Raw genomic sequence first — 23,690 nt, 5'->3', positions numbered from 1 at the left:
ACTCATCAGAGAGTCGCTCTTGAAGCCCTGAAACCTGAGTTTACAGGGCTGATTGCGGCGACTTGAAATCAGTGTGCCGCCCACTCGATTTTCGAAATGTCGACACCGTCTTTGTACATGTCCCACAGCGGCGACAGAGCGCGCAGCTTGGTAACGGCCTCGCAGACTTTCTGCGCGGCGTAGTCGATTTCTTCTTCGGTCGTGAAGCGGCCGAAGGTGAAGCGGATCGAGCTGTGTGCCAGTTCGTCGTTGCGGCCCAGGGCCCGCAGTACGTACGAAGGCTCAAGGGACGCCGAGGTGCAGGCCGAACCGGACGAAACCGCCAGATCCTTGAGCGCCATGATCAGCGACTCGCCTTCAACGTAGTTGAAACTCAGGTTCAGGTTGTGCGGAACGCGGGCGGTCATGCTGCCGTTGACGTACAGCTCTTCCAGGTGCTCGACCTGCTTGTAGAAGCGGTCGCTCAACGCCTTGATGCGTGCGTTCTCGGCAGCCATGTCTTCCTTGGCTACGCGGAAAGCTTCGCCCATGCCGACGATCTGGTGGGTCGCCAGGGTGCCGGAACGCATGCCGCGCTCATGACCACCACCGTGCATGGTCGCTTCGATACGTACGCGCGGCTTGCGGCTTACGTACAGGGCGCCGATGCCTTTAGGACCGTAGGTCTTGTGGGCGGAGAACGACATCATGTCGACTTTCAGCTTCTGCAGGTCGATCTCGACCTTGCCGGTGGACTGGGCGGCGTCGACGTGGAACAGGATGCCCTTGGAGCGGAGCAGTTCGCCGATCGCTGCGATGTCGTTGACGGTGCCGATTTCGTTATTCACGTGCATGACCGAAACCAGGATGGTGTCGTCGCGCAGTTCGGCTTCGATCATCTCCGGGGTCACCAGGCCATCGGTGCGAGGCTCGATGTAGGTCACTTCGAAGCCTTCACGCTCCAGTTGGCGCATGGTGTCCAGGACAGCCTTGTGCTCAATCTTGGTGGTGATCAGGTGCTTGCCCTTGGTGGCATAGAAATGCGCCGCACCCTTGATTGCCAGGTTGTCGGATTCGGTGGCACCGGAGGTCCAGACGATTTCACGCGGGTCGGCGTTGACCAGGTCAGCGACCTGACGACGGGCGTTTTCGACGGACTCTTCGGCTTTCCAGCCGAACACGTGGGAACGGGACGCCGGGTTACCGAAGTTTCCGTCGACCAGCAGGCATTCACTCATTTTTTGCGCAACACGCGGATCAACCGGGGTGGTCGCAGAGTAATCAAGGTAAATCGGCAATTTCATGGACTATCTCCTAAATCAGGCTGGCTGGCGTGCCGCTAGCTCTTCGGCTGTCATTCGACGGCGGACGCTTCAATCTTGTCCAGGCGTGGCGCCTTGCTGTTGCAACGGCGCTGGTCCTGACGCTGGGCTACTTCTTGCACCTCACGGCGAGTCACAAGGTCAGCCAAGCTGATACCGCTCAGAAATTCGTGAATCTGCAGGCTCAGATCGCACCACAAGTGGTGAGTCAGGCAAGTGTCGCCGGAATGGCAATCACCCTGCCCCTGGCATTTGGTTGCATCGACCGATTCGTTCACCGCATCGATCACCTGGGCGACCTGGATGCCCTGCATGTCGCGGGACAATTGGTAGCCACCGCCCGGACCGCGCACGCTGGACACCAGATTGCTGCGGCGCAATTTGGCGAAAAGCTGTTCGAGGTAGGACAGGGAGATGCCTTGGCGCTCGGAGATATCGGCCAGGGACACGGGCCCGTGCTGCGCGTGCAATGCCAGATCGAGCATGGCGGTCACGGCGTATCGGCCTTTTGTAGTCAGTCGCATGGACAATTACCACGGAGTTCGGAATGAGGCGAGTATGCAATTCCCGAGTATTTAAGTCAACTATAAGACCTAGTACTTTAGTCAGGTTTACCCGCAAAAGAGCGGCAGCATCATAGCAGGATCTACGGCGCAATGGCACACCGGTGAGCGCGCTGCCATTGTCTGAATACGACCCGTAGGAGCTGCCGCAGGCTGCGATCTTTTGACCTTTGCTTACAAGGGCAAAATCAAAAGATCGCAGCCTGCGGCAGCTCCTACGCCTGACTCTGATCCTTGTCCTTCACACAGGCAAAGTCTTCTTCGCGCAGCTCAGGCAGATCTTTCGCACAGTAATTGCTGCCCAGGTCCTTCAGCGCCCCGCACATCCCCTCCAGGCGCCCATCGACCGCCTGCAAGTGATCGAGCAGCTGACCAATGGCACGCGCCACCGGGTCGGGCATGTCTTCGCTGAGGCCGTAGGCATCAAAACCGATCTTCTCGGCCATGGCCTTGCGCTTGGCGTCCTGCTCGACATCGGACTTGACGATGATCCGCCCCGGAATACCCACCACAGTGGCACCCGGCGGCACTTCCTTGGTCACTACAGCATTGGAACCCACCTTGGCCCCGGCACCGACAGTGAACGGGCCGAGCACCTTCGCGCCCGCCCCGACCACTACGCCATCACCCAAGGTCGGATGACGCTTGCCCTTGTTCCAGCTGGTGCCACCCAGGGTTACGCCCTGGTAAATAGTGACGTCATCGCCGATCTCGGCGGTTTCACCGATAACGATGCCCATGCCATGGTCAATGAAGAAGCGACGCCCCACCTTGGCCCCCGGATGGATCTCGATCCCGGTCAACCAGCGGCCGAAGTTCGACACCAGTCGCGCCAGCCATTTCAGGTCCGCGCGCCACAGCATCGCCGACAAACGGTGAATCCAGATGGCGTGCATGCCGGGGTAGCAGGTCAGGACTTCAAAAGCGTTACGCGCCGCCGGATCTCGGTGGAATACGCTCTGGATATCTTCACGCAAACGCTCGAACATCATTAATCCTTCCGCTTAAGGAGCTCGCCACGGGCCGCTTTCTGGGTTTCCGTGAGGATGCCACGCAAAATATTCATTTCCGCCCGGCTGACCGAGCTGCGTCCGTACAACCGGCGCAGGCGCGCCATCAAGTGCCGTGGCTTTTCCGGATCGAGGAATTCGATGGCCACCAGGGTCTGCTCCAGGTGTTCATAGAATCGCTCCAGCTCGTCCATGGTCGCCAGCTCAGCGCTTTTGACCGAGGCCACTTCTTCCTTCTCGACCTTGCTCGGCTGACCTTGCGCGGCCAGCCAGGACATGCGCACTTCATAACCCAACACCTGCACCGCCGCCCCAAGGTTCAGCGAGCTGAACTCAGGGTCTGATGGAATGTGCACGTGATAATGACATCGCTGCAGCTCTTCGTTGGTCAGGCCGGAGTCTTCACGACCGAACACCAGGGCGATTTGGGCACCCTGCCCGGCTTCCTCGACCACCTTCGCTCCGCATTCGCGGGGGTCGAGTAGCGGCCAGGGAATACGCCGGTCGCGGGCACTGGTACCCAACACCAGGTTGCAGCCAACCAAGGCATCTTCCAAGGTGGCGACGACTTGCGCTTTTTCAAGGATGTCGCCGGCACCGGAAGCACGGGCATCGGCCTCGTGGTGCGGGAACAGGCGCGGTTCGACCAGCACCAGCCGCGACAGGCCCATGTTCTTCATGGCACGCGCAGCCCCGCCGATATTGCCCGGATGACTGGTATTGACCAGGACGACACGAATGTTTTGCAGCAAGGGAGGCGCTCACGAACACAATAATCGGGAGCGGAATCTTACAGCTGTAGCAACCGTTAAGCCATGAAAGCGAACGTCGTCCTTCTCCTGTAGAAACTTTCTGATAGAATGCCCGGCTTTCTTTAACAACCTTAGGTGACACATCCATGCAGCCCATGCTGAATATCGCGCTGCGCGCCGCCCGCAGCGCCAGTGAATTGATCTTCCGCTCCATCGAGCGCCTGGATACCATCAAGGTCGACGAAAAAGACGCCAAGGATTACGTATCCGAGGTGGATCGCGCCGCCGAACAGAAAATCATCGACGCCCTGCGCAAGGCCTACCCGAATCACTCGATCATGGGTGAAGAGACCGGCATGCACGCCGGCACCGGCATCGAAGGCGAAGAGTACCTGTGGATCATCGATCCGCTGGACGGCACCACCAACTTCCTGCGCGGCATTCCTCATTTCGCTGTCAGCATCGCCTGCAAATACCGCGGTCGCCTGGAACACGCTGTTGTTCTGGACCCGGTTCGCCAGGAAGAATTCACCGCCAGCCGTGGTCGCGGCGCTCAACTGAACGGTCGTCGCCTGCGCGTCAGCGGTCGCACCAGCCTGGACGGCGCCCTGCTGGGTACCGGCTTCCCGTTCCGTGACGACCAGATGGACAACCTCGACAACTACCTGGGCATGTTCCGCGCGCTGGTTGGCCAGACCGCCGGCATCCGCCGCGCAGGTTCCGCGAGCCTGGACCTGGCCTACGTGGCCGCCGGCCGTTTCGACGCCTTCTGGGAGTCGGGCCTGTCCGAGTGGGACATGGCTGCAGGCGCCCTGCTGATCCAGGAAGCTGGTGGCCTGGTAAGCGACTTCACCGGCGGTCACGACTTCCTTGAGAAAGGCCACGTCGTTGCCGGCAACACCAAATGCTTCAAGGCAGTCCTGACGGCGATCCAGCCGCACCTGCCAGCCTCGCTGAAGCGCTAAGCTTCCAGCGACAGAAAAGCACCTTTCGGGGTGCTTTTTTTATGCCTGCGATTCGCCCCGAAATACTGTAGGAGCGAGCTTGCTCGCGATGAGCGTTAACGATAACGCGTGCATTCAGGATGAATACGGCGCCTCTGGGTTTTTCGCGAGCAAGCTCGCTCCTACAGGGACTCGCGGTGACGCTTGAATCGTGGGCACAAAAAAGCACCCCGCAGGGTGCTTCTTTTTTAATCCGGCATCAGCAGATCACTGAGCCGCCTGATTCTCCGACAAGATCAGCTTGCCTTCCTTATCCACCGGAATCTGGTTGCCTGGATCACGATCCATGCGCACCTTGCCTTCCTTGCCGTCCAGCGAATACCGCACGTCGTAACCTACAACCTTGTCACTGATGTCGTTAACCGTGTTACAGCGGGTCTGGGTCGTGGTGTAGGTATCACGCTCTTGCATTCCTTCCTGCACCTTGTTGCCGGCATAACCACCACCGACAGCGCCCGCGACCGTGGCGATCTTCTTGCCGGTACCGCCACCGATCTGGTTACCCAGCAAACCACCTGCCAATGCACCGACCACCGTACCGGCGATCTGATGTTGATCTTTCACCGGCGCCTGCCGGGTGACCGCTACATCCTTGCATACTTCACGTGGAGTCTTGATTTGTGTCTTGACCGGCTCAACGGCGAGTACTTGTGCGTACTCCGGGCCGCTTTTAACCAGGCTGTAGGTGGCCACAGCACCCCCGGCAGTCACACCGACAGCACCCAGTACAGCACCAACCAGCATCGACTTGTTCACATGAACCTCCTGGACCATCACATGCGGAACATGTCCGCGCTTCTCCCAGCCTTGGAGCACAAAAAAAGGCGCGAGTTCAACTCGCGCCTTTTTTGGACTACATCACTGGGAGACCGCTTTGGAAAAAAGAGCCCCCTCAAGGACGGTCGTCGACTTCCTTCTCGGTATTGGCCGGAGGAATCAGGTCTTCAGTGCTCAGGTTCAGCCAGATCAGCACCACGTTCGCGATGTAGATCGACGAGTAAGTACCCGCCAGAACACCGATGAACAGGGCAATGGAGAAACCGAACAGGTTGTCGCCACCGAAGAACAGCAGGGCCGCGATCGCCAGCAAGGTAGAGATCGAGGTGGCCATGGTACGCAGCAGGGTTTGCGTGGTCGAGATGTTGATGTTCTCGATCAGGCTGGCCTTGCGCAGTACACGGAAGTTCTCACGAACCCTGTCGAATACCACGATGGTGTCGTTGAGCGAGTAACCGATGATCGCCAGTACCGCCGCCAGCACCGTCAGGTCGAAGGTGATCTGGAAGAACGACAGGATACCGACGGTCACAATCACGTCGTGGATCAAGGACACGATCGCACCGACCGCAAACTTCCACTGAAAGCGGAACGCCAGGTAGATCAGGATGCCGCCCAGCGCCATCAGCATGCCGAGGCCGCCCTGGTCGCGCAGCTCTTCACCCACCTGTGGGCCGACGAACTCGACACGCTTGACCGTCGCCGGGTTCTCGCCACCCACCATCTGCAAGGCTTCGGCGACCTGGTGACCCAGTTGCGGGTCTTCGCCAGGCATACGCACCAGCAGGTCGGTGGTCGCACCGAAGTTCTGCACGATGGCTTCGTGATAACCCGCGGTCACCAGTTGCTCACGCACCTTGGTGACATCGGCCGGACGCTCGTAGGTCAGCTCGATGAGCGTACCACCGGTGAAGTCCAGCCCCCAGTTCATGCCCTTGTGGAAGACACTGAACATTGCCAGCGCGGTAAGGAACAATGTGACGCCGAACGCAAAGTTGCGAACGCCCATGAAGTTGATTGTACGTAACATGGCAGCCCCTTAAATCCACAACTTCTTGAAGTCACGACCGCCGAAGATCAGGTTGACCATCGCGCGGGTCACCATGATGGCCGTGAACATCGAGGTAAAGATCCCGAGGGACATGGTCACTGCGAAGCCCTTGACCGGGCCGGTGCCCATGGCAAAGAGGATGCCGCCGACCAGCAAGGTGGTCAGGTTGGCGTCGAGAATCGCGGTGAATGCCCGGCCGAAGCCTTCGTTGATTGCGCGCTGCACGGTCATGCCGGCGGCGATCTCTTCACGAATCCGCGAGAAGATCAGCACGTTGGCGTCGACCGCCATGCCCATGGTCAACACGATACCGGCGATACCCGGCAGGGTCAGCGTTGCACCCAGCAGCGACATCAGGGCCAGCAGCATCACCATGTTCACCGCCAGAGCGACGGTGGCGATCAGGCCGAAGAAGCGGTAGATGGCCATGATGAACAGCGAGACGAACAGCATGCCCCACAGCGATGCATCGATACCCTTGGTGATGTTGTCGGCACCCAGGCTTGGGCCGATGGTACGTTCTTCAGCGAAGTACATCGGTGCAGCCAGACCACCGGCACGCAGCAGCAGCGCCAGTTCGGACGACTCACCCTGGCCATTCAGGCCAGTGATGCGGAACTGAGCACCCAGCGGCGACTGGATGGTCGCCAGGCTGATGATCTTCTTCTCTTCCTTGAAGGTCTGAACCGGCACGTCTTTCTCGACGCCGTTGACCATCTGCTTGGTGTAGGTGGTGATCGGACGCTGCTCGATGAAGATCACCGCCATGCTGCGACCGACGTTCGAACGGGTCGCACGGCTCATCAGCTCGCCGCCGTGACCATCCAGACGAATGTTCACTTCCGGTGTGCCATGCTCGCCGAAGCCAGCCTTGGCGTCGGTCACCTGGTCACCGGTGATGATCAGGCCACGCTCGATCAGCGCAGGAGGACGCTTGCCTTCACGGAACTCGAATTCCTCGGAAGTGGCTTTCGAAGCACCCGGCTCAGCAGCCAGACGGAACTCGAGGTTGGCCGTCTTGCCGAGGATACGCTTGGCTTCGGCGGTGTCCTGCACGCCCGGCAGCTCAACCACGATGCGGTTGGCGCCCTGACGCTGAACGATCGGTTCAGCAACACCCAGCTCGTTGACGCGGTTACGTACCGTGGTCAAGTTCTGCTTGATGGAGTATTCGCGGATTTCCGCCAGCTTGGCCGGGGTCATCGCCAGACGCAGCACCGCCTGACCATTGAGGTCGGCCGGAACAATGTCGAAATCGTTGAAGTTCTTGCGGATGATCGAACGGGCCTGCTCGCGGCTGTCTTCATCAGCGAAGCCCAGCTGGATAGCACCGCCCAGTTGCGGCAGGCTGCGATAGCGCAGCTTCTCTTTACGCAGCAGGCTCTTGACGTCGCCTTCGTAGACTTTCAGGCGCGCGTCGAGGGCTTTCTCCATGTCCACTTCCAGCAGGAAGTGCACACCACCGGACAAGTCCAGACCCAGCTTCATCGGGTGCGCAGCGAGGTTGCGCAGCCATTGCGGGGTGGTTTGTGCCAGGTTCAGTGCAACGACGTAGTCATCACCCAATGCCTTGCGCACGACGTCCTTGGCTGGCAGCTGGTCTTCAGCCTTGGTCAGGCGAATCAGGCCGCCCTTGCCGTTGGCAGCCAGGGTGGCAGCCTTGACGTTGATCCCGGATTCCTTGAGCGCAGCGCTCACACGGTCCAGATCAGCCTGATTGACTTGCAGTGCAGTGCTTGCACCGCTGACCTGAATGGCCGGGTCATCAGGATAAAGATTGGGAGCGGAATAAATCAGACCGACCGCCAGCACCGCCAGGATCAGAATGTATTTCCACAGAGGATATTTGTTCAGCATCACGCCGCCCGTTTATGACGCGGGGCGCCTTGCGCGCCCCGTCGATTGAATATGAAGTTGAAACTTAGATCGCTTTGAGCGTGCCTTTTGGCAGCGTGGCGGCAATGGCGCCTTTCTGGAACTTCATTTCGACGGTGTCGGAAACTTCCAGAACGACGAAATCGTCGGCCACTTTAGTGATCTTGCCGGCGATGCCACCGGTGGTCACAACTTCGTCGCCTTTCTGCAGGCTGCTCAGCAGGTTTTTCTGCTCTTTGGCGCGCTTGGCCTGTGGACGCCAGATCATCAGGTAGAAGATGACCAGGAAACCGACCAGGAAAATCCACTCGAAACCGCCACCCATTGGGCCCGCAGCAGGTGCAGCGGCGTCAGCCATGGCATTAGAGATAAAAAAGCTCATTTAGCACTCCAGTTGCAAATGTTGAATCTTGGGGTCAGAAAACTCAGTCCAAAGGCGGCACGGGAAGCCCGCGTTTGGCGTAGAAGGCATCGACAAAGGCGGCCAATGTACCCTGTTGAATAGCCTCGCGCAAACCAGCCATAAGCACTTGATAATGGCGCAAGTTATGGATGGTATTGAGCATGCTTCCCAGCATTTCGCCGCACTTGTCCAGGTGATGCAGATAAGCGCGGGAGAAGTTCTGGCAGGTATAGCAATCGCAGGTCGGATCGAGCGGCGAATCATCATGGCGATGGAACGCGTTACGGATCTTCAGCACGCCGGTATCGATGAACAGATGCCCGTTGCGGGCATTACGGGTTGGCATCACGCAATCGAACATGTCCACACCGCGGCGCACACCCTCAACCAAGTCTTCCGGTTTGCCAACGCCCATAAGGTAACGAGGTTTGTCAGCCGGCATCATGCCCGGCAGGTAATCCAGCACCTTGATCATTTCGTGCTTGGGCTCGCCCACCGACAGGCCGCCGATGGCCAGGCCGTCGAAGCCGATCTGGTCGAGGCCTTCCAGGGAGCGCATGCGCAGGTCCTGGTGCATGCCGCCCTGAACGATGCCGAACAGCGCCGCCGTGTTGTCGCCATGGGCTTCTTTCGAACGCTTGGCCCAACGCAGGGACAACTCCATGGAGATGCGGGCGACGTCTTCATCAGCCGGGTACGGCGTGCATTCGTCGAAAATCATCACAATGTCGGAGCCCAGGTCACGTTGAACCTGCATCGACTCTTCCGGGCCCATGAACACCTTGGCGCCGTCGACCGGGGAAGCAAAGGTCACGCCCTCCTCCTTGATCTTGCGCATGGCGCCCAGGCTGAACACCTGGAAACCGCCGGAGTCGGTCAGGATCGGGCCTTTCCACTGCATGAAATCGTGCAGGTCGCCGTGCTTCTTGATCACTTCCGTGCCCGGGCGCAGCCACAGGTGGAAGGTGTTGCCCAGAATGATTTCAGCGCCAGTCGCCTCGATATCCCGTGGCAGCATGCCCTTGACCGTGCCGTAGGTGCCCACCGGCATGAAGGCCGGGGTCTCGACGGTACCGCGCGGGAAGGTCAAACGACCGCGACGAGCCTTGCCATCAGTGGCCAGCAGCTCGAAAGACATACGACAGGTGCGACTCATACTGTTTCCTCTGGGCCCGATTCTTTAGGGGCAGTCGGCGCAGGATTACGCGTGATGAACATCGCATCACCGTAGCTGAAAAAGCGGTAACCGTTGTCCACGGCAGCCTTGTAGGCGGCCATGGTTTCGGGATAACCGGCGAACGCCGAAACCAGCATCAACAGCGTGGATTCGGGCAAATGGAAGTTGGTGACCAGGGCATCGACCACATGAAACGGCCGGCCCGGGAAGATGAAAATGTCGGTATCGCCGCTGAACGGCTTGAGCACGCCATCGCGGGCGGCGCTTTCCAGGGAACGCACGCTGGTGGTCCCCACCGCCACCACCCGACCACCGCGAGCGCGGCAGGCGGCAACGGCATCGACCACGTCCTGGCCGACCTCCAGCCATTCGCTGTGCATGTGGTGGTCTTCAAGCTTCTCCACGCGCACCGGCTGGAAGGTGCCAGCGCCGACGTGCAGGGTCACGAATGCAGTCTCGACGCCTTTGGCGGCAATCGCCTCCATCAGCACCTGATCGAAATGCAGCCCCGCCGTCGGCGCCGCCACCGCGCCCAAACGCTCGGCGTAGACGGTCTGGTAACGCTCGCGGTCGGCGCCTTCATCCGGGCGGTCTATATAAGGAGGCAGCGGCATGTGCCCGACGCGGTCGAGCAGCGGCAACACTTCTTCGGCGAACTTAAGCTCGAACAACGCATCGTGCCGCGCCAGCATCTCGGCCTCGCCACCGCCGTCGATCAGGATCTTCGACCCAGGCTTGGGCGACTTGCTGGACCGCACATGGGCCAGCACGCGATGACTGTCGAGCACCCGCTCCACCAGGATTTCCAGCTTGCCGCCGGAAGCCTTCTGGCCAAACAGCCGCGCCGGAATCACCCGGGTATTGTTGAACACCATCAAGTCGCCGGGGCGCAAATGCTCCAGCAAATCAGTGAATTGACGGTGTGCCAGGGCGCCGCTGACCCCATCCAGGGTCAACAGGCGACTATTGCGCCGCTCGGCCAGCGGATGGCGGGCGATCAGCGAATCAGGGAGCTCGAAGGTAAAGTCAGCAACGCGCATGATGGGGTGTCGTCTAGCAGGGCCGGGAAGTCTAGCGGAAATATCAAAAATTCTCCATGTACCTGATTGACCAGCGGTTATCTCATCTCTATACTTCGCCGCCATTGAGCCCTGATGGCGGAATTGGTAGACGCGGCGGATTCAAAATCCGTTTTCGAAAGGAGTGGGAGTTCGAGTCTCCCTCGGGGCACCAAAATTAAGAAAGGTCTTGCTTAGCAAGGCCTTTTTTTTCGCCCGCAAAAAAGCACCTGACACCCCACCGACAACGCCCTAACAACGCACTGACCTGTAGGAGCTGCCGAAGGCTGCGATCCTTTGATCCTGCTTTTCAACGCCACAACCCGAACCCGCTCGGCTAACGAATCAAGGATTCACACAATGGAATTGCCACTGGAAACCGTTGCCCTTTTCGGCCTCAAGCTGGCCTATGAGACTGAAGGTGAAAGTCCGATTTTGCGGGATGATCCGATCATGAGTGATTACGAGCGGGAGGTATTTGGCTTGCTGGTGCGCCGGGGTGATGTCGAGGGTATTCAGTTTAGAGTGGCACACTGTGTAGGTTTGGCGCTGGACGCTATAGGTGGTGTTGACACATTGCTAGGGCGTGAGCTGCATCGGTTGTCAGCTGATTTCAGCAATGCGCGGACGTTGGAGCAGCTTGAAGCGCCGCTCATTGCGCTTAGGGATTACTTGAAAGTTATTCAGTGAGTAATGAGGCTGCCCGAAGAGGGGAACATCTCATCCATGGACCGCACCTGGCCGACGAGTGTTGACGAGAACAGATCTGTCAAATCCTCAAGGCGTCACTGCCAAAAGTCGCTACTGTGTGAGCGTTACCACCGCAGTAGCGACTAGCACCCTCACTGGTTAGTCGGAGGCTTTATCCGCCACCAGGGCTTTGGGATTGCTACTCCCCCAAACGGTAGCAAGGTCCACCAGCAATGTTCCGCTGAGTTCTTCAAGTTCACTCTGCGCGATCTCACTGTCGCCTTGTTTACCGAAGAGCACCACTTGATCGCCAGCGCGCGCAGCAGGGATATCTGTCACGTCCACCATGAGTGTATTCATGGAGACCTTCCCAACCACTGGAGCACGCTGCCCATCTATAAGGACAACGCCTTTATTGGTAAACGCTCGACGATAGCCATCAGAATAGCCCACTGGAATATTCGCAAGCTTTGAATCACGACTCAGTGTCACTGTTCGGTCATACCCCACTGTATTGCCTTTAGGGTATTGATTAACAGACGCCACGTATGACTTGACCTGCATGACCGGTTTGTACTCGGCATGCGAAGGTTCCATCATCCCATACAAGGCGCCTCCGGCACGTACCATGTCCAAATGCGACTCTGGCACTTCTAACGTCGCGTAAGAGTTCGCCGCATGAAGAGTGATTTTACTTCTATCAATTCCGGCGGCCTTTATCAGCCAAGCCGTTTGCTCATTGAAAGCCTTGAGCCCTTGCCGAACATCATCCTTATCCTGCACCGCGAAGTGAGTCATGATTCCGACCAGCTCCAGAGGAGCCAAACGATTGATCGCCAAGGCTTCTTGCCGACCGTGTTCAGTGCTCATTTCCAGGCCGTTGCGACTCATACCACCTGCGTTCAACGCCAAGTGAACCTTCAGGCGATCCCCATGCTTTTCAGCAATAGCGGCCGTTTCTCGAGCATAATCGAGGCTACTGACTAACTCCTCTATCTTGTACGGCAATGCTCCTTCCACCTCGGCCAACGTCGCTGTACGCACTCGGACAAGTTCCCCCTTGAATCCACTTTCACGTACAACTCGAGCCTCTTCATTGCTGGCAACGCCTACGCAGGGCACTTCCATTTTCATGACAGACGGCATCAATAACGCGACACCATGACCATAGGCATCCGCCTTGAGGATGGCACAAAGCCGTGATTTATTCGTCAAGGTGTTCTGGAGCGTACGAATATTGTTTTCAAACGCCGCCTGGTTAATTTCAACCCATGCATTACTGGTTACCACGGCCCGTTCAGACTGACCATTATCCAAAGAAAGCAGCGGTGCAGCCTGAACATACCCCTGCCCTATAATCAGACCTAAAGAAAGAGCAATAACAGTCCGAGTGAAAGGCATACAATACATCTCCTGATACAGAACGTTGTTGATGACAACTAACGATTTGACGACATACATGACTCTGCGCAAGCCACTACCCGACTAAGGAAATGGCCTGACTTTATGGGCGGCAGGAAACACCAATGATAGCGACAAAAGCAAACTCAGTACATGGCGAACAACGTTATTGAAACGTTATCCTTGGAGTAACCCTTCCGGTGAAATTTTTGATAACTCGCGAAATCACTGGGCAGGTATATATTAAATTTTTATATAGATTTATAGGTGACACTTTCTAACCCCACTTTAACTTGGGGCGTTGGCAGGGTGATATCCAGGGATATATCAAGCAGTTATATCCATCACGCAACCGCGTTGTCCGCCAGCTCCCAGCCCTCAGGCCGTAGCGTGTGCCAATCGCTGACCTGTTGATAGGCATGGCCGATGCGCAGAATCAGCGGTTCGGCGAATGCCCGACCCACAATCTGCATCGAGACCGGCATGCACTTTTCATCAAGCCCGATGGGCAGCGCCACCGAACACAAGTTCAGCAAGTTGGCGAACCGCCCCAACAAGGCCAGTGGCGTGCCATATTCATCGACCTCATCCAACGGCACACTGCCAATAGCGTTGGTCGGGAAAGCGCAGGCGTCTATGTTGGTCATGGCCTCCTGCATGGCGTGCCGAGCGGCGCGGCGCTGATTGTGCAACTGGATATACGACGCTGCGTCGATGGCGCGACCACTGAGTACGCGACGTTGAACATGGGGGTCGAAACGCAGATCGTCGCGCTCGAACAAGCTACCCAGGCTGGCATAACCTTCGGCGCTCATCAGCCCACCAGCGATGCGCATGCACTGCTCCAACGACGTGGGTAGCGGTTGCTCGATCAGTTGCATGCCCAGCGCGGCCAACTGCTTGAGCCCCAAATCGTAAGCCTTCAGCACCCCGGGAGCGACATGCGCTCGTTCGGCCTGTGGCAACACCCAGATGCGCAAACCGGCTACCGGCTGATTGAGACCGGCAGCGGCGCTGAATACAGGTGCCTGGGCCGAAACCGGATCCAGCGGGTCCGGGCCCAGCAGTGCATCCAACATCCACGCCGAATCTTCAACGGTGTGGGTGATAGGCCCTACCGAATCCAGCGAAGGACACAGTTCGATCAAGCCATGGCGACTGATAAGCCCACGCGTGGTTTTCAGCCCGACCAAGCCGCACATGCCCGCCGGAATCCGCACCGAGCCGCCGGTATCGGTGCCCAGCGCAGCGCTCGCCAACCCGCTGGCCACGGCCACTGCCGAGCCGCTGCTTGAGCCACCCGGAGCGCGATGCACGTTACGGTCCCACGGGTTCCACGGCGTGCCCATCACCGCGTTGGTGCCCCAGCCACCGAAAGCGAATTCGACGGTGTGGGTCTTGCCAAGAATGATTGCACCGGCACGCTCCAGGCGTTGCACTGCAGTGGCGGTCAACCTCGAAACACGCGGTGCCTGTGCCAATGATCCACCCGTGATGGCCTGGCCATCGATCTCGAACAAGTCCTTGATCGCCAGAGGAATGCCATGCAGCGGTCCCAGGTGTATGCCGGACGCACGCTGGCGATCAGCGGCGATGGCCGCGTTCAAAGCACGCGAGGAATAGGTCTCGACATAGGCATTGAGCTGCTCGTCAAAGCGCTCGATGCGCGCCAGTTGCGCACGAACCAGCGCTTCGCTAGTCAGCGATCCCGCCTGCAGCGCCCGCTGCAACTGGGCAATGCTGTGGGAAGTAACTCGATCTATGGTGCTCATATGTTCAACCTCGCACGGTTTTGCGCCCGCGTGAAAAGTGCTTTTCAAGCACACGCGACAGCATTGAAAGAGGGAAAGCGATAACAAAATAGAACAGCCCTACCAGCAGGAAGACATGCATTGGCAGGAAGGTTTCCGAAGCGATGGCCCGCGCCGCCAGCATCAACTCATCGGTGGCGATCAGAGCGCACAACGAGCTGTCCTTGAGGATCGACACGTAGGCGTTAAGCAGTGGCGGCAACATGCCGCGAATCGCTTGCGGCAGGATGACGGTGGTAAACGCTTTCAGCGGCGTCAGTCCGATGGCGATAGCGGCTTCGCGCTGGCCGCGATGCAGCGAATCCAGGCCGCCACGGAGGATTTCCGCAACGTAAGCGGCACCCTGCAAACCCAGACCGATGGCCCCGGCCCAATAGCCGGACAACGTCAACCCCAGGCTGGGCAACGCGAAATACAGGGCCAGCAGCAACGCCAGAAGAGGTACAGCGCGCATGCTCTGAATAAAGAACGCTGCCAACTGTTTCAGGATGACACTCGGACTTCTCATCGCCCAGACCAACAACGCCCCCAGCACGACCGCCAGAGCGAACCCCATCAGGGACAATTCGGCAGTGATCCGTGCACCGAGCAACAGGCGAGCGATCCAGTCGCTCCAGTACTCCGGGTATTGCTGAAAAAAACTGATCATCGCGCGCTCCCAAAATGACGTTCGAGCCGAATGAATCCCACACCGATCGGTAAAATCATCGCGGCGTAGATGCACATCACAGCCAAATAGATCAGTGAAGTCTGGAAGGTGGAGGTCACCAGATTGCGCGCCAGGAACATGATTTCCGGCACGGCGATGGCCGAGGCGATGGAGGTGTCCTTGACCAATTGCGTGACGTAGTTGGCGAACGCTGGCAACGTCACGCGCAGGGCCTGGGGCAAGAGAATGCAGTGCAAAATCTGCATCCGGCTCAGACCGACAGCCAACCCGGCTTCATGCTGACCGACATGCAGCGACTGCAAGCCGCTACGGAAAATATCAGCCAACACCGCGCTGCCCACCAGACTCAAGCCAACGATGGCGGCCAGCCACGCGGGCAAGTTGATGCCAAGGTAGGAGAGACCGAAATAGATCAGGAACAGATGCGCCAGCGCGGGAACATTGCGCATCCACTCAATGAAACAGCCGATCACCCCATGCAACACCCGTGACCGACTGAACGTCAGCAACACCGCCAGTACTACCCCACCGGCACTCGCCAGCAGCAAGGTACACAGCGCGATTTCCAGGGCGGTGAGCGCGCCTTTCAACAACAGAGGCAGTAGCCCGAGAAAGACCTCGAAGTTCGCCATCAAGCGCCCTCCATGGCCATGCGCCCAAGAAAACTGCGGGTGCGCTCATGGCTTGGGTTGTCGATTACCTGCGCCGAAGGCCCTTGCTCGACAATGTGTCCGCCGTCCATGAAGATCACCCGATCCGCCACATCCCGAGCGAAGCGCACTTCATGGGTCACCATGATCATGGTGCGGCCCTCTTGCGCCAGCTCACGAATCACGGCCAGTACTTCCCCCACCAGTTCGGGGTCCAGCGCCGAGGTCGGCTCGTCGAACAGGATGACTTTAGGTTGTTGGGCCAACGCGCGGGCGATAGCGACCCGCTGTTGCTGTCCGCCGGACAACTGCTCGGGATAGACCTCGGCCTTGTGCCGCAGATGGACTTTTTCCAACATGGCATCAGCCAGCTCATAGGCCTGCTTGCGCGGCATACCCTGTGCCTTGATCGGCCCCAGCGCGACGTTGTCGCGTACGCTCAAATGTGGCCAGAGGTAGAAGAGCTGGAACACCATCGCGATCTCGCGTCGCTGCGGAGCCATTTCCCGATCATTCATCAGACGTATGCGTTTACCGTCCTTGATCTGCCCGATCAACTCGTCGCCCAGCCAGATATCGCCTCGAGTGGGTTTTTCCAGGTAATTGATGCAACGCAGGCAAGTGGACTTTCCCGACCCGCTGGGGCCGATCAACGACAGGGTTTCACCGGCTTTCAACTCCAGGTTGATCCCCTTGAGCACCTCCAGATCACCATAACTTTTGTGCAGGTCATGCACTCGCAGCAACGCAGGTTCGGACGGGGTCGACATCTTGGTTAACCTCTTTTTGTTATAGACATGGCGATGAATCGGCACGGGCCATCAGGCCGATTCATCCGCTCAAGCGCTTACTTGCAGCCGGGCAGTTTCCAGTCCGCCGGGCGGTCGACACCCAGCCTCAGGTCCTTGCCTTCCGGCACATACCAGACATCCTGAGTCAGACCGTAGCGGGCACCGATCTTGCGCATTTCACAGCTTTTCCAGAGGGTCTGGATCTGCTCGTTCACGGCAGCCACCAGCTGCGGGCTGGCCCCTTTATTGAAGCCGTACACCACCTGACCTAGCCCCGTCAGCAGTGGGAAATTCGGATCGTTGTCGGTGAAAGCATTGAAGTGCAGGTGCCACTGCTCGTTGCGAAAAATGGCGTATTGCATGACCGGAGGATCGCCAATCACTGCATCGATGCGCCCGGCGAGGAGATCGCGCACCGCGGCATCGGAGGTGTCGTACAGCGCTACTTGCAGCCCTTCGATCTTGCGCATCTCAGGGATGAACGAGAAACCCGTGATGGTGCCGACCTTCTTGCCCTGCAAATCTTTGAGGCTGCTCCAGTTGGTCTTGTCGGTCTGGGTGATGCCGTTCTTGAAATAGTGAATCGGGTCGCTCACGGTCATGATCTTCGCGCGCTGCTCGGTCCAGCCCATGGTGCCGGCCATGACATCCACGCGTTTAGCTTGTACTGAGGCGATGGTGCCGGCCCAGTCCATCAAGGCAGGTTTAACCTTCAAACCCAGCTTCTCAGATATTTGTTGAAGGATTTCACCGTCGTAGCCGACCATCCGGCTGTCTTGATAACCGGTCCCCGGCATATCGCCAGTGAACGCGATAGTCAGGCTTCCCGGCTCTACCGTTTCCAGTGCGAATGCCGGTACCGAGGCCAGCATGGATACCAGCAGACCTGCATAGATACCGGCAAAACGTTGAACGTTGGGCTTCTTCATCACGTGCTCCTCGATTGTTTTTTTATGAACAGCATGGTGTTGGGCAGGCGCTCATCGTATGGTGATCGGCGGTATAACTGGTTGGATGGTTTGCATGAATGATTGAACATTTGCGACATTTCGGAGATGTACTGCCCAGGGCCTCCAGCGAAAGCCTCGTAGAAGAGCTTGATAATGGTCAGGCACGAAATCCGCCAAGCCGACGCGGCGCCACTGAGTTATCTATTGGCATTGTGTTGTGGCCGCGCTTCCCTTTGCTGTCACTGTCAGGGCTGACCGATGCGCTGCGACATGCCGCCGATACGGGCGATCAGAGCCGTCCGATACGCTGCCAATGGAAAGTACTCGGTACCCCCGGGCAAAGAGTCATTTCCAGCTGCGGACTGGATGTACCTATCGACAGTGAGCTCACCCATCCTCATCAATTTGATTACATCGTGGTGATTGGTGGGCTGCTTGATTCCCTTGAGGCCGCACCAAAGACGTATCCGGCATTTCTGCTTCAGGCAGCAGCCGCTAACGTGCCGTTGATCGGTCTATGCACGGGCAGCTTCGTGCTCGCTCGACATGGCCTGATGGAGGGACGTACTGCTTGCGTGCATGCCTACCATTGCGACGACTGGAAACGTCTGTTCCCCAAATTGCGCTTTGTCAGCAACAGTGACTTCCTCATCGACAAGGATCGGATCACCTGCGCAGGCGGTATCTCGGTGATTGAGTTGGCCATCCATCTTATTGGGGTGCATTGCGGCCCAGATCGGGCCGGCAAAGTTGTTCATCAGATGACGGTCGCAAAAAGCAGTTCCGGCAGTTTCGTCGACCGGCGCAAGGCACTTGGCTACGCCAGCTCTTCGAACAGGCGCCTGCACGAAGCCGTGATGCTGATGGAAAAGCACATGACCGAGCCCTTGGACATTGACTCAATCGCAAACCTTGTCGGTACCAGTAAACGGCAACTGGAGCGGCTGTTTGTCGCTGAAACCAGTAACACTCCGGCCCAATTCTACCGTCAGGTTCGACTCAGATTTGGCCGATGGCTTCTCATCAGCTCGGATCGACATATCGGGGAAATCGCTTTCGAATGCGGATTCGCCGATGCGCCCCATTTCATTCGACATTTTCAGAACATGTTTGGCATGTCCCCCGGAAAATTGCGTAAAGAGTTGATGCGAAAAGCGACACTCACCCAAGGGGGGAGGTATTTTTTATAGACAGTGAAGCATTGATCGGTCGCGGGGCAGAATGTGAAGACCAAGTTGGGATGAGATTAACGGTTTTTCGACAGGCAGCTTTTGGCTGATTTCTGCCTGTCACCACCGTCAGCTTTGGGACCAGGCTATGTAAAAACGCAGACACTGTTTTGAAATCTGCGTCGCTACGTAAAATCTGCCAATGATTGGTGTATCAGCGGACCTGAAATTTGCGTAGGAACGCGATTTTCGTTCTGGTTCTGACTGTCAAACCCGCTCTAAACCGTTTTTACACAGCCTCGGTCGTTTTCTGCCTGTCACGACTGGCTAGTTTGGGTCGACAGTTGCCTATAGCGGCAGGCCAGACTCCGCCAAACCTGATTGCTTTGTTAAAAACAATGACTCACACAACATGCATCTCGTCGAAAATTCAAAAGACGGAATCATAAATTCCCCCCCGCACACTTGCTCGCGTAAAAATACATGCCAAGTATAAATTCATGTACACAAAAAGATTTACATCCAATTTAATCTATACCAATCAAGTAATTAATGTTAGTTTCGAGTCTCCCTCGGCACCAATATTAAGAAAGGTCTTGCTTTGCAAGGCGTTTTTTTTCGTCCATAGAAAAGTGATCCACATTGCTGCCCTCTGTAGGAGCTGCCGCGGGCTGCGATCTCTTGACCCTCCTCACCAGACACACTGGACACTGCACAAGGACCATCCCCATGGAAACCCCACTGGAAACAGTCGCGCTTTTCTCGCTGAAACTGGCTTATGAGTCAGCGGATCAGAGTCCGATTTTGCGGGACGACCTGGTCATGAGCGTCTATCAGCGGGATGTGTTTGGCATACTGGTACGCCGGGGTGATGTCGAAGCGATCCAGCTCAAATTGGATGAGTGTCTGGCATTGGCACTGGATGCCGTCGGCGGTATTGAGAAACCGCTAGGGCGTGAGCTGAAAAGGTTGGCGATTAGTTTTGGCAATGCGCAAACGATGGAGCAGCTTGATGCGCCACTGATCGCGATCAAAAAATACTTGAAAGACATATTGTAAGAGATGACTTTCTGGCTAATTCCCATCTCGACATATCTAACGCCAACTTTCTTACAAGCCTATTCTGGTCTTTAACTAGACTATCAAGCAGGTAACACAAACTTTGCTTCAAGCCTATGCAGCAGCTCAAACGTATTCAAAAAAGGAATGTTTAGCTGCTCACAAAGATTAGGAATGATGAATTTTCGTTTGGCTTCACGATTCAACACTTCATGAGTAACGACTGTAGCCCCCGTAGTCATAGCTTTTGCGATTAACCAAGGGTCAGCACCGACTAAGAAATCGTCCATAGCACCTACTTTCATTTTCGGCGCTTGATTTGCTACAAGCCCTGCAATCTGAGCAAACGCCATTTGCGTAGCTTTATCGGTGGTTGAGTGGAAGAACTCTTGATTTTCCTTCGCCCACTCCGCCAATTCGTCATGCCCCTTAGTTAACTCATCCTTAACAGGTGCGATACTGGCTAAATCTAACGCTTTATTTTTCAACAACAGCCATTGCCAAAATCCAGGACAGATAGCCATCCCGTAGTAACGGTTCTTCGCTTCGATCAGTGTGTTAGCGTCGAGTAAATGATTCATTCCGTAATCTTGCTGGCGAGTGTCCTTAATTTGGCAGGTTGCACGCCGAGCAAGTGTCCCACCTCGCGCAGCAGCATCCGGCCACTCATTGCTTCAGTCAGCACGGCCTTGCTTAGGCGAGGGCTGTTTTTCGCGGTAGCGTTACGGTAATAGTCACCCGCTCCACCTTTTTCATCCTGGAAAGCCTTGAGGATCATTCGATAGTAAGCGCTGTATTGCGCTTGGCTTATATATCCAAGATCCAATGCGCGGCGACCGATAGCTAATTTACTGATGTGAAACCGAGTGGCTAGCGGAGCTAAATTATCTTGCCAGTCAACATCTGCATTCCACAGGGCGCGGAATTGGGCTTCGGGAGCCAGAAACTCACCTGCAACTGCATTGCAGAAACGCTCCTCGTCTCGACCATTGGCGGTATTTCCGTCAGATACTCCACTGCTACCAATCCAGATATGGGCCAGCTCATGAAGTAAGCTAAACAGCCTGGCGGTGGGAGCGTCGGAGCTGTTGATAAATACGACGGGAGCGTAGGCATTGCTGATGGCAAAACCCCGAAACTCGCTCACTTCAAGTTTGCGGTGAGTGTTCCCCAAAGCAATTCCACTGCGCATAACCAAAATGCCAGCCGTTTCCGCTGCCTCGATCAAGGCGCGGCTGTATTTTTCGTAATCCAATCGAGCAATGTCAGGGTTCACGCCGAGGACCCGGCGGATATCGTCCACCACCTCTCTGACTTGAGATCGACTACTGAAGCGACCTACAAATGCCAGCGGTTGATGCTCCTGGTGTTGCAGATACTCCAGGTACCAGTCCTGCTTACGTATGGCATCCCTTACGGTGTCCAACAGCTCCAAAGTGGGACGTTGAGGAGCAATCCCTCCCACCGTCCGCAGATCAGGTAAAGGCAGTTGTTCGACGGGAGGCTGCTGTAGAAACAGGAATCCGAAAGGGATGTGAGCGACACTCGCCCATTTTTGAGCCTGAAGGAATGTTGGCTTGGTCTCGCCAGCCTCCCATTCCTGTACTCGATCAGGTTTCACTGGCAGCTTTTTAGCAACCTGCTCAGTGGACAGACCTGCGCGCTCCCGAGACCAGGTGAGCAGGCTTGGATTGACGAAGGCGGCTTGACTCATAGGGTCGCAGGCAAATCAGATGGGGCCAGTAACCGTTCAAGAGCATCCTTGGCAGATGCGTCCGACTGAAGCTGGTTCCCGCTATCTGGCATTGCCTTTCTCCTTGGCTATTGAATATCTGGTAACAGCGTCTACAGATTAGTAGAGAAGCGGAGCTACCGAAGGTAGAAGCGGGCGAGTATGAGGTAAATCCGCAACGACCCGAAGCGCAAATATGTAACCCGCGGATAGATGGCATTGCCCTTTTGCCAGCCCGCCGCCACGGCCTCCTAATGCAAACATCCGCCCTGATCGCCCACATCATCACCCAGCGTCTCGACGGTTGCAGGAAAAGGATCTGGACGATAACCTTCCACCGTCGCTGCCAATTCAGCGGCCGGGCTTGGTAACCCGAGGTAAATCACTGCGCAACAGTGCCATGCGTTCGCAGGCGCTTTTTTTCGCCTGCGATCTGCGTTATGGCGGCTGTGCGTGGGACGTCTTCGGACGTGCCGGTTTCCTTGATTTCCCGGTTTACCAACCTGCGCACAGCTGCCACCCATTCGCTTGGTAACGAATTGTGGCAGCTCTTCAAATTAAGGAGCTTCGCAATGCGCAGTATGAATCCGTTTGAAATTTGGCTTTTCCCTCTACGTAACTCCCAATCGCGTAAGACCCTCCCCCATTGCCTCTCCATCCTCGGAGGTGGCCAATGACTGAACAATCCGAACTCAAAACCATTGGCCTGACACCCGCGATCTACTGTGCGGATCAAGCGCTGTTTCATGTCACTCGCGGGGTTCCTCTCGGCGATGCGTTGTCCATGGCCTCCGATTTTCTGTTCCTGGCCAAGACGCTCACTGAAGATGCTGCTTACGCCAGAGACACAGACCGCCACGCTTGGGCTGCGCATTATCTGACTTCGATGAGTAAGGCGCTGGTGGATGATGCGGTGAAGGTGCTTACTCGGGATCGGACTTGTGCGCCGGTATCCACGCGGGCGGGGGCGAAGGCTGAGGGTTAGTGGTTGAGGCCTGTGGGGTGTGGGTGGCTTGTGATGGTGGTAGCTGATTCAGCATTTATGTTGTTTGGGTTGGTGCTATCGCGAGCAGGCTCGCTCCTACAGGGATTGCGGTGAGCTGACAGGCATTATTTGGCCCGACTGGGTGACTGGGTTGTGATTGCGGTGCATCTTCAGCATTGATGGTGGCTGGGCTGGCGCTATCGCGAGCAGGCTCGCTCCTACAGGGGTTGTGGTGAACAGACGGGCATTGTTTGGCCACGGTGTGTGACTGGGTTTGCGGTGCATCTTCAGTATTGATGCTGGTTGGGCTGGCGCTTTCGCGAGCAGGCTCGCTCCCACAGGGGGCTTTGTGTGTTGAGTGGCATTTGGAATTAGCCTCGAGGTTTTCGGGGCTTTTTTATTGCTTGGGGCAAAGTAAATGCTGGGAATTCGGTTTTGAGATTTCCGGCCTCCGAGTGCTTCCGGTGGGCTTGATCGTCACCTTCTCCACAGGCAATCCGCTGTGCATAACTCCGGCAACCTCCCCTCTGGCACGGCGCCTCCCCCCTCATTCTTCTAGACTCAATACAAGGTCGTAGACAGAACCGAACACGTCGCTCTGGTGCAGCCGAATCAAGGGCCGCGTGGCAATCTGGCTTTTATGCCCCTATTGAGGTGCGGCGAAGACCGTGCCGGGCACAACAAGATGCCCGCTCAGGGTGCCCTGGCCGACCGGCTTATAGATGCCACGATACCGTGACGTGGTGTGAATGCCGCAGCCGACACTTTCGGACAACCGACAACCGCCTGGTTTGTCCGTGATCGTGAGGAT

23 protein-coding genes and 1 tRNA gene are annotated in these 23,690 nt (G+C 57.0%); 6 read left to right on the top strand and 18 right to left on the bottom strand.

What is annotated here, in order from left to right; translation table 11 throughout:
- Positions 1–68: 68 nt before the first annotated feature.
- The 4 genes from AC1DWG_RS24955 to trmJ form a co-directional block, all read right to left on the bottom strand.
- Positions 69–1,283 carry an IscS subfamily cysteine desulfurase gene (locus tag AC1DWG_RS24955; RefSeq protein ID WP_057716303.1) on the bottom strand — a complete coding sequence of 405 codons (1,215 nt, stop codon included), beginning with the start codon at positions 1,281–1,283 and terminating at the stop codon, positions 69–71.
- A gap of 50 nt (positions 1,284–1,333) precedes the next feature.
- A complete protein-coding gene (gene iscR / locus AC1DWG_RS24950; protein ID WP_003227911.1) occupies positions 1,334–1,825 on the bottom strand; it encodes a Fe-S cluster assembly transcriptional regulator IscR in 492 nt (163 codons plus the stop codon).
- Positions 1,826–2,079: 254 nt separating this feature from the next.
- Positions 2,080–2,853 (bottom strand): serine O-acetyltransferase, encoded by a 774-nt coding sequence (gene cysE / locus AC1DWG_RS24945; protein WP_477763294.1) that lies wholly within the window; start codon positions 2,851–2,853, stop codon positions 2,080–2,082.
- Positions 2,854–2,855: 2 nt separating this feature from the next.
- Complete coding sequence (trmJ, locus tag AC1DWG_RS24940) at positions 2,856–3,626, bottom strand: tRNA (cytosine(32)/uridine(32)-2'-O)-methyltransferase TrmJ (protein ID WP_477788469.1); 771 nt, start codon at positions 3,624–3,626, stop codon at positions 2,856–2,858.
- Between the two features lie 146 nt (positions 3,627–3,772).
- Here trmJ and suhB point away from each other — a divergent pair, with 146 nt between their 5' ends.
- The gene (gene suhB / locus AC1DWG_RS24935; RefSeq protein WP_007982736.1) at positions 3,773–4,591 is read left to right on the top strand and encodes a type III secretion system regulator SuhB; all 819 of its coding nucleotides are present in this window, start codon (positions 3,773–3,775) and stop codon (positions 4,589–4,591) included.
- A gap of 246 nt (positions 4,592–4,837) precedes the next feature.
- On the opposite strand, the gene AC1DWG_RS24930 is transcribed toward suhB, so the two are convergent.
- The 6 genes from AC1DWG_RS24930 to queA form a co-directional block, all read right to left on the bottom strand.
- Entirely contained in the window at positions 4,838–5,386 is a 549-nt protein-coding gene (locus AC1DWG_RS24930) for a glycine zipper 2TM domain-containing protein (RefSeq protein ID WP_150728289.1), read from the bottom strand.
- Between the two features lie 136 nt (positions 5,387–5,522).
- A complete protein-coding gene (secF, locus tag AC1DWG_RS24925) occupies positions 5,523–6,437 on the bottom strand; it encodes a protein translocase subunit SecF (protein ID WP_477763292.1) in 915 nt (304 codons plus the stop codon).
- 9 nt (positions 6,438–6,446) lie between these two features.
- The gene (gene secD, locus AC1DWG_RS24920; protein ID WP_477755278.1) at positions 6,447–8,315 is read right to left on the bottom strand and encodes a protein translocase subunit SecD; all 1,869 of its coding nucleotides are present in this window, start codon (positions 8,313–8,315) and stop codon (positions 6,447–6,449) included.
- Between the two features lie 64 nt (positions 8,316–8,379).
- Positions 8,380–8,715, bottom strand: coding sequence for a preprotein translocase subunit YajC (yajC, locus tag AC1DWG_RS24915; RefSeq protein WP_007982729.1), 336 nt, complete (start codon positions 8,713–8,715; stop codon positions 8,380–8,382).
- A gap of 43 nt (positions 8,716–8,758) precedes the next feature.
- Complete coding sequence (gene tgt, locus AC1DWG_RS24910) at positions 8,759–9,874, bottom strand: tRNA guanosine(34) transglycosylase Tgt (protein ID WP_191624894.1); 1,116 nt, start codon at positions 9,872–9,874, stop codon at positions 8,759–8,761.
- A gap of 14 nt (positions 9,875–9,888) precedes the next feature.
- The gene (gene queA / locus AC1DWG_RS24905; protein ID WP_477763291.1) at positions 9,889–10,953 is read right to left on the bottom strand and encodes a tRNA preQ1(34) S-adenosylmethionine ribosyltransferase-isomerase QueA; all 1,065 of its coding nucleotides are present in this window, start codon (positions 10,951–10,953) and stop codon (positions 9,889–9,891) included.
- A 108-nt stretch (positions 10,954–11,061) separates the two neighbouring features.
- Between queA and AC1DWG_RS24900 the strand changes: the two genes are divergently transcribed.
- Positions 11,062–11,146, top strand: a tRNA-Leu gene (locus AC1DWG_RS24900).
- Between the two features lie 185 nt (positions 11,147–11,331).
- Positions 11,332–11,661, top strand: coding sequence for a hypothetical protein (locus AC1DWG_RS24895; RefSeq protein WP_477755280.1), 330 nt, complete (start codon positions 11,332–11,334; stop codon positions 11,659–11,661).
- A 159-nt stretch (positions 11,662–11,820) separates the two neighbouring features.
- Here the strand turns inward: AC1DWG_RS24895 and alr are convergent, their stop codons facing one another.
- From alr to AC1DWG_RS24865, 6 genes are all read right to left on the bottom strand, one after another.
- On the bottom strand, positions 11,821–13,062 hold the full coding sequence (alr, locus tag AC1DWG_RS24890; RefSeq protein ID WP_477788479.1) for an alanine racemase: 1,242 nt from the start codon (positions 13,060–13,062) through the stop codon (positions 11,821–11,823).
- A gap of 344 nt (positions 13,063–13,406) precedes the next feature.
- Positions 13,407–14,834 carry an amidase gene (locus tag AC1DWG_RS24885; RefSeq protein WP_477763290.1) on the bottom strand — a complete coding sequence of 476 codons (1,428 nt, stop codon included), beginning with the start codon at positions 14,832–14,834 and terminating at the stop codon, positions 13,407–13,409.
- Positions 14,835–14,838: 4 nt separating this feature from the next.
- Positions 14,839–15,522 (bottom strand): amino acid ABC transporter permease, encoded by a 684-nt coding sequence (locus AC1DWG_RS24880; protein ID WP_477788468.1) that lies wholly within the window; start codon positions 15,520–15,522, stop codon positions 14,839–14,841.
- Positions 15,519–16,175, bottom strand: coding sequence for an amino acid ABC transporter permease (locus tag AC1DWG_RS24875; protein ID WP_019582764.1), 657 nt, complete (start codon positions 16,173–16,175; stop codon positions 15,519–15,521). Before AC1DWG_RS24875 ends, AC1DWG_RS24880 begins: the two co-directional genes overlap by 4 nt.
- Positions 16,175–16,963 (bottom strand): amino acid ABC transporter ATP-binding protein, encoded by a 789-nt coding sequence (locus AC1DWG_RS24870; protein WP_477763289.1) that lies wholly within the window; start codon positions 16,961–16,963, stop codon positions 16,175–16,177. The genes AC1DWG_RS24875 and AC1DWG_RS24870 overlap by 1 nt, the downstream gene beginning before the upstream one ends.
- A 77-nt stretch (positions 16,964–17,040) precedes the next feature.
- Positions 17,041–17,913 (bottom strand): substrate-binding periplasmic protein, encoded by an 873-nt coding sequence (locus AC1DWG_RS24865; RefSeq protein ID WP_218429437.1) that lies wholly within the window; start codon positions 17,911–17,913, stop codon positions 17,041–17,043.
- Between the two features lie 98 nt (positions 17,914–18,011).
- Here AC1DWG_RS24865 and AC1DWG_RS24860 point away from each other — a divergent pair, with 98 nt between their 5' ends.
- Both AC1DWG_RS24860 and AC1DWG_RS24855 read left to right on the top strand, forming a co-directional pair.
- A complete protein-coding gene (locus tag AC1DWG_RS24860) occupies positions 18,012–19,124 on the top strand; it encodes a GlxA family transcriptional regulator (protein ID WP_477763288.1) in 1,113 nt (370 codons plus the stop codon).
- 708 nt (positions 19,125–19,832) lie between these two features.
- Positions 19,833–20,162 carry a hypothetical protein gene (locus AC1DWG_RS24855; protein ID WP_477763287.1) on the top strand — a complete coding sequence of 110 codons (330 nt, stop codon included), beginning with the start codon at positions 19,833–19,835 and terminating at the stop codon, positions 20,160–20,162.
- Positions 20,163–20,245: 83 nt separating this feature from the next.
- Here AC1DWG_RS24855 and AC1DWG_RS24850 read toward each other — a convergent pair whose 3' ends face one another.
- Positions 20,246–20,743 (bottom strand): DUF4411 family protein, encoded by a 498-nt coding sequence (locus AC1DWG_RS24850; RefSeq protein WP_477763286.1) that lies wholly within the window; start codon positions 20,741–20,743, stop codon positions 20,246–20,248.
- A complete protein-coding gene (locus tag AC1DWG_RS24845) occupies positions 20,740–21,876 on the bottom strand; it encodes an ImmA/IrrE family metallo-endopeptidase (RefSeq protein ID WP_477788467.1) in 1,137 nt (378 codons plus the stop codon). Before AC1DWG_RS24845 ends, AC1DWG_RS24850 begins: the two co-directional genes overlap by 4 nt.
- A gap of 691 nt (positions 21,877–22,567) precedes the next feature.
- Between AC1DWG_RS24845 and AC1DWG_RS24840 the strand changes: the two genes are divergently transcribed.
- Complete coding sequence (locus tag AC1DWG_RS24840) at positions 22,568–22,879, top strand: DUF3077 domain-containing protein (protein ID WP_477763284.1); 312 nt, start codon at positions 22,568–22,570, stop codon at positions 22,877–22,879.
- Positions 22,880–23,690 lie beyond the last annotated feature (811 nt).

The sequence above is a fragment of the Pseudomonas sp. P4_B3 genome, assembly GCF_056402295.1.
The sequence above is the reverse complement of the archived record's forward strand: the minus strand, read 5'-3'. Positions and strand labels throughout refer to the sequence as shown.

Coding starts and splice junctions, on each gene's coding strand:
- tgt (WP_191624894.1), bottom strand. CDS start 9,874: ATGTCTTTCGAGCTGCTGGCCACTGATGGCAAGGCTCGTCGCGGTCGT.
- AC1DWG_RS24860 (WP_477763288.1), top strand. CDS start 18,012: ATGATTGAACATTTGCGACATTTCGGAGATGTACTGCCCAGGGCCTCC.
- alr (WP_477788479.1), bottom strand. CDS start 13,062: ATGCCTTTCACTCGGACTGTTATTGCTCTTTCTTTAGGTCTGATTATA.
- AC1DWG_RS24855 (WP_477763287.1), top strand. CDS start 19,833: ATGGAAACCCCACTGGAAACAGTCGCGCTTTTCTCGCTGAAACTGGCT.
- secF (WP_477763292.1), bottom strand. CDS start 6,437: ATGTTACGTACAATCAACTTCATGGGCGTTCGCAACTTTGCGTTCGGC.
- AC1DWG_RS24865 (WP_218429437.1), bottom strand. CDS start 17,913: ATGAAGAAGCCCAACGTTCAACGTTTTGCCGGTATCTATGCAGGTCTG.
- AC1DWG_RS24870 (WP_477763289.1), bottom strand. CDS start 16,963: ATGTCGACCCCGTCCGAACCTGCGTTGCTGCGAGTGCATGACCTGCAC.
- secD (WP_477755278.1), bottom strand. CDS start 8,315: ATGCTGAACAAATATCCTCTGTGGAAATACATTCTGATCCTGGCGGTG.
- suhB (WP_007982736.1), top strand. CDS start 3,773: ATGCAGCCCATGCTGAATATCGCGCTGCGCGCCGCCCGCAGCGCCAGT.
- AC1DWG_RS24895 (WP_477755280.1), top strand. CDS start 11,332: ATGGAATTGCCACTGGAAACCGTTGCCCTTTTCGGCCTCAAGCTGGCC.
- AC1DWG_RS24850 (WP_477763286.1), bottom strand. CDS start 20,743: ATGAATCATTTACTCGACGCTAACACACTGATCGAAGCGAAGAACCGT.
- AC1DWG_RS24845 (WP_477788467.1), bottom strand. CDS start 21,876: ATGAGTCAAGCCGCCTTCGTCAATCCAAGCCTGCTCACCTGGTCTCGG.
- AC1DWG_RS24880 (WP_477788468.1), bottom strand. CDS start 15,522: ATGATCAGTTTTTTTCAGCAATACCCGGAGTACTGGAGCGACTGGATC.
- AC1DWG_RS24875 (WP_019582764.1), bottom strand. CDS start 16,175: ATGGCGAACTTCGAGGTCTTTCTCGGGCTACTGCCTCTGTTGTTGAAA.
- AC1DWG_RS24885 (WP_477763290.1), bottom strand. CDS start 14,834: ATGAGCACCATAGATCGAGTTACTTCCCACAGCATTGCCCAGTTGCAG.
- AC1DWG_RS24840 (WP_477763284.1), top strand. CDS start 22,568: ATGACTGAACAATCCGAACTCAAAACCATTGGCCTGACACCCGCGATC.
- yajC (WP_007982729.1), bottom strand. CDS start 8,715: ATGAGCTTTTTTATCTCTAATGCCATGGCTGACGCCGCTGCACCTGCT.
- AC1DWG_RS24955 (WP_057716303.1), bottom strand. CDS start 1,283: ATGAAATTGCCGATTTACCTTGATTACTCTGCGACCACCCCGGTTGAT.
- cysE (WP_477763294.1), bottom strand. CDS start 2,853: ATGTTCGAGCGTTTGCGTGAAGATATCCAGAGCGTATTCCACCGAGAT.
- queA (WP_477763291.1), bottom strand. CDS start 10,953: ATGCGCGTTGCTGACTTTACCTTCGAGCTCCCTGATTCGCTGATCGCC.
- iscR (WP_003227911.1), bottom strand. CDS start 1,825: ATGCGACTGACTACAAAAGGCCGATACGCCGTGACCGCCATGCTCGAT.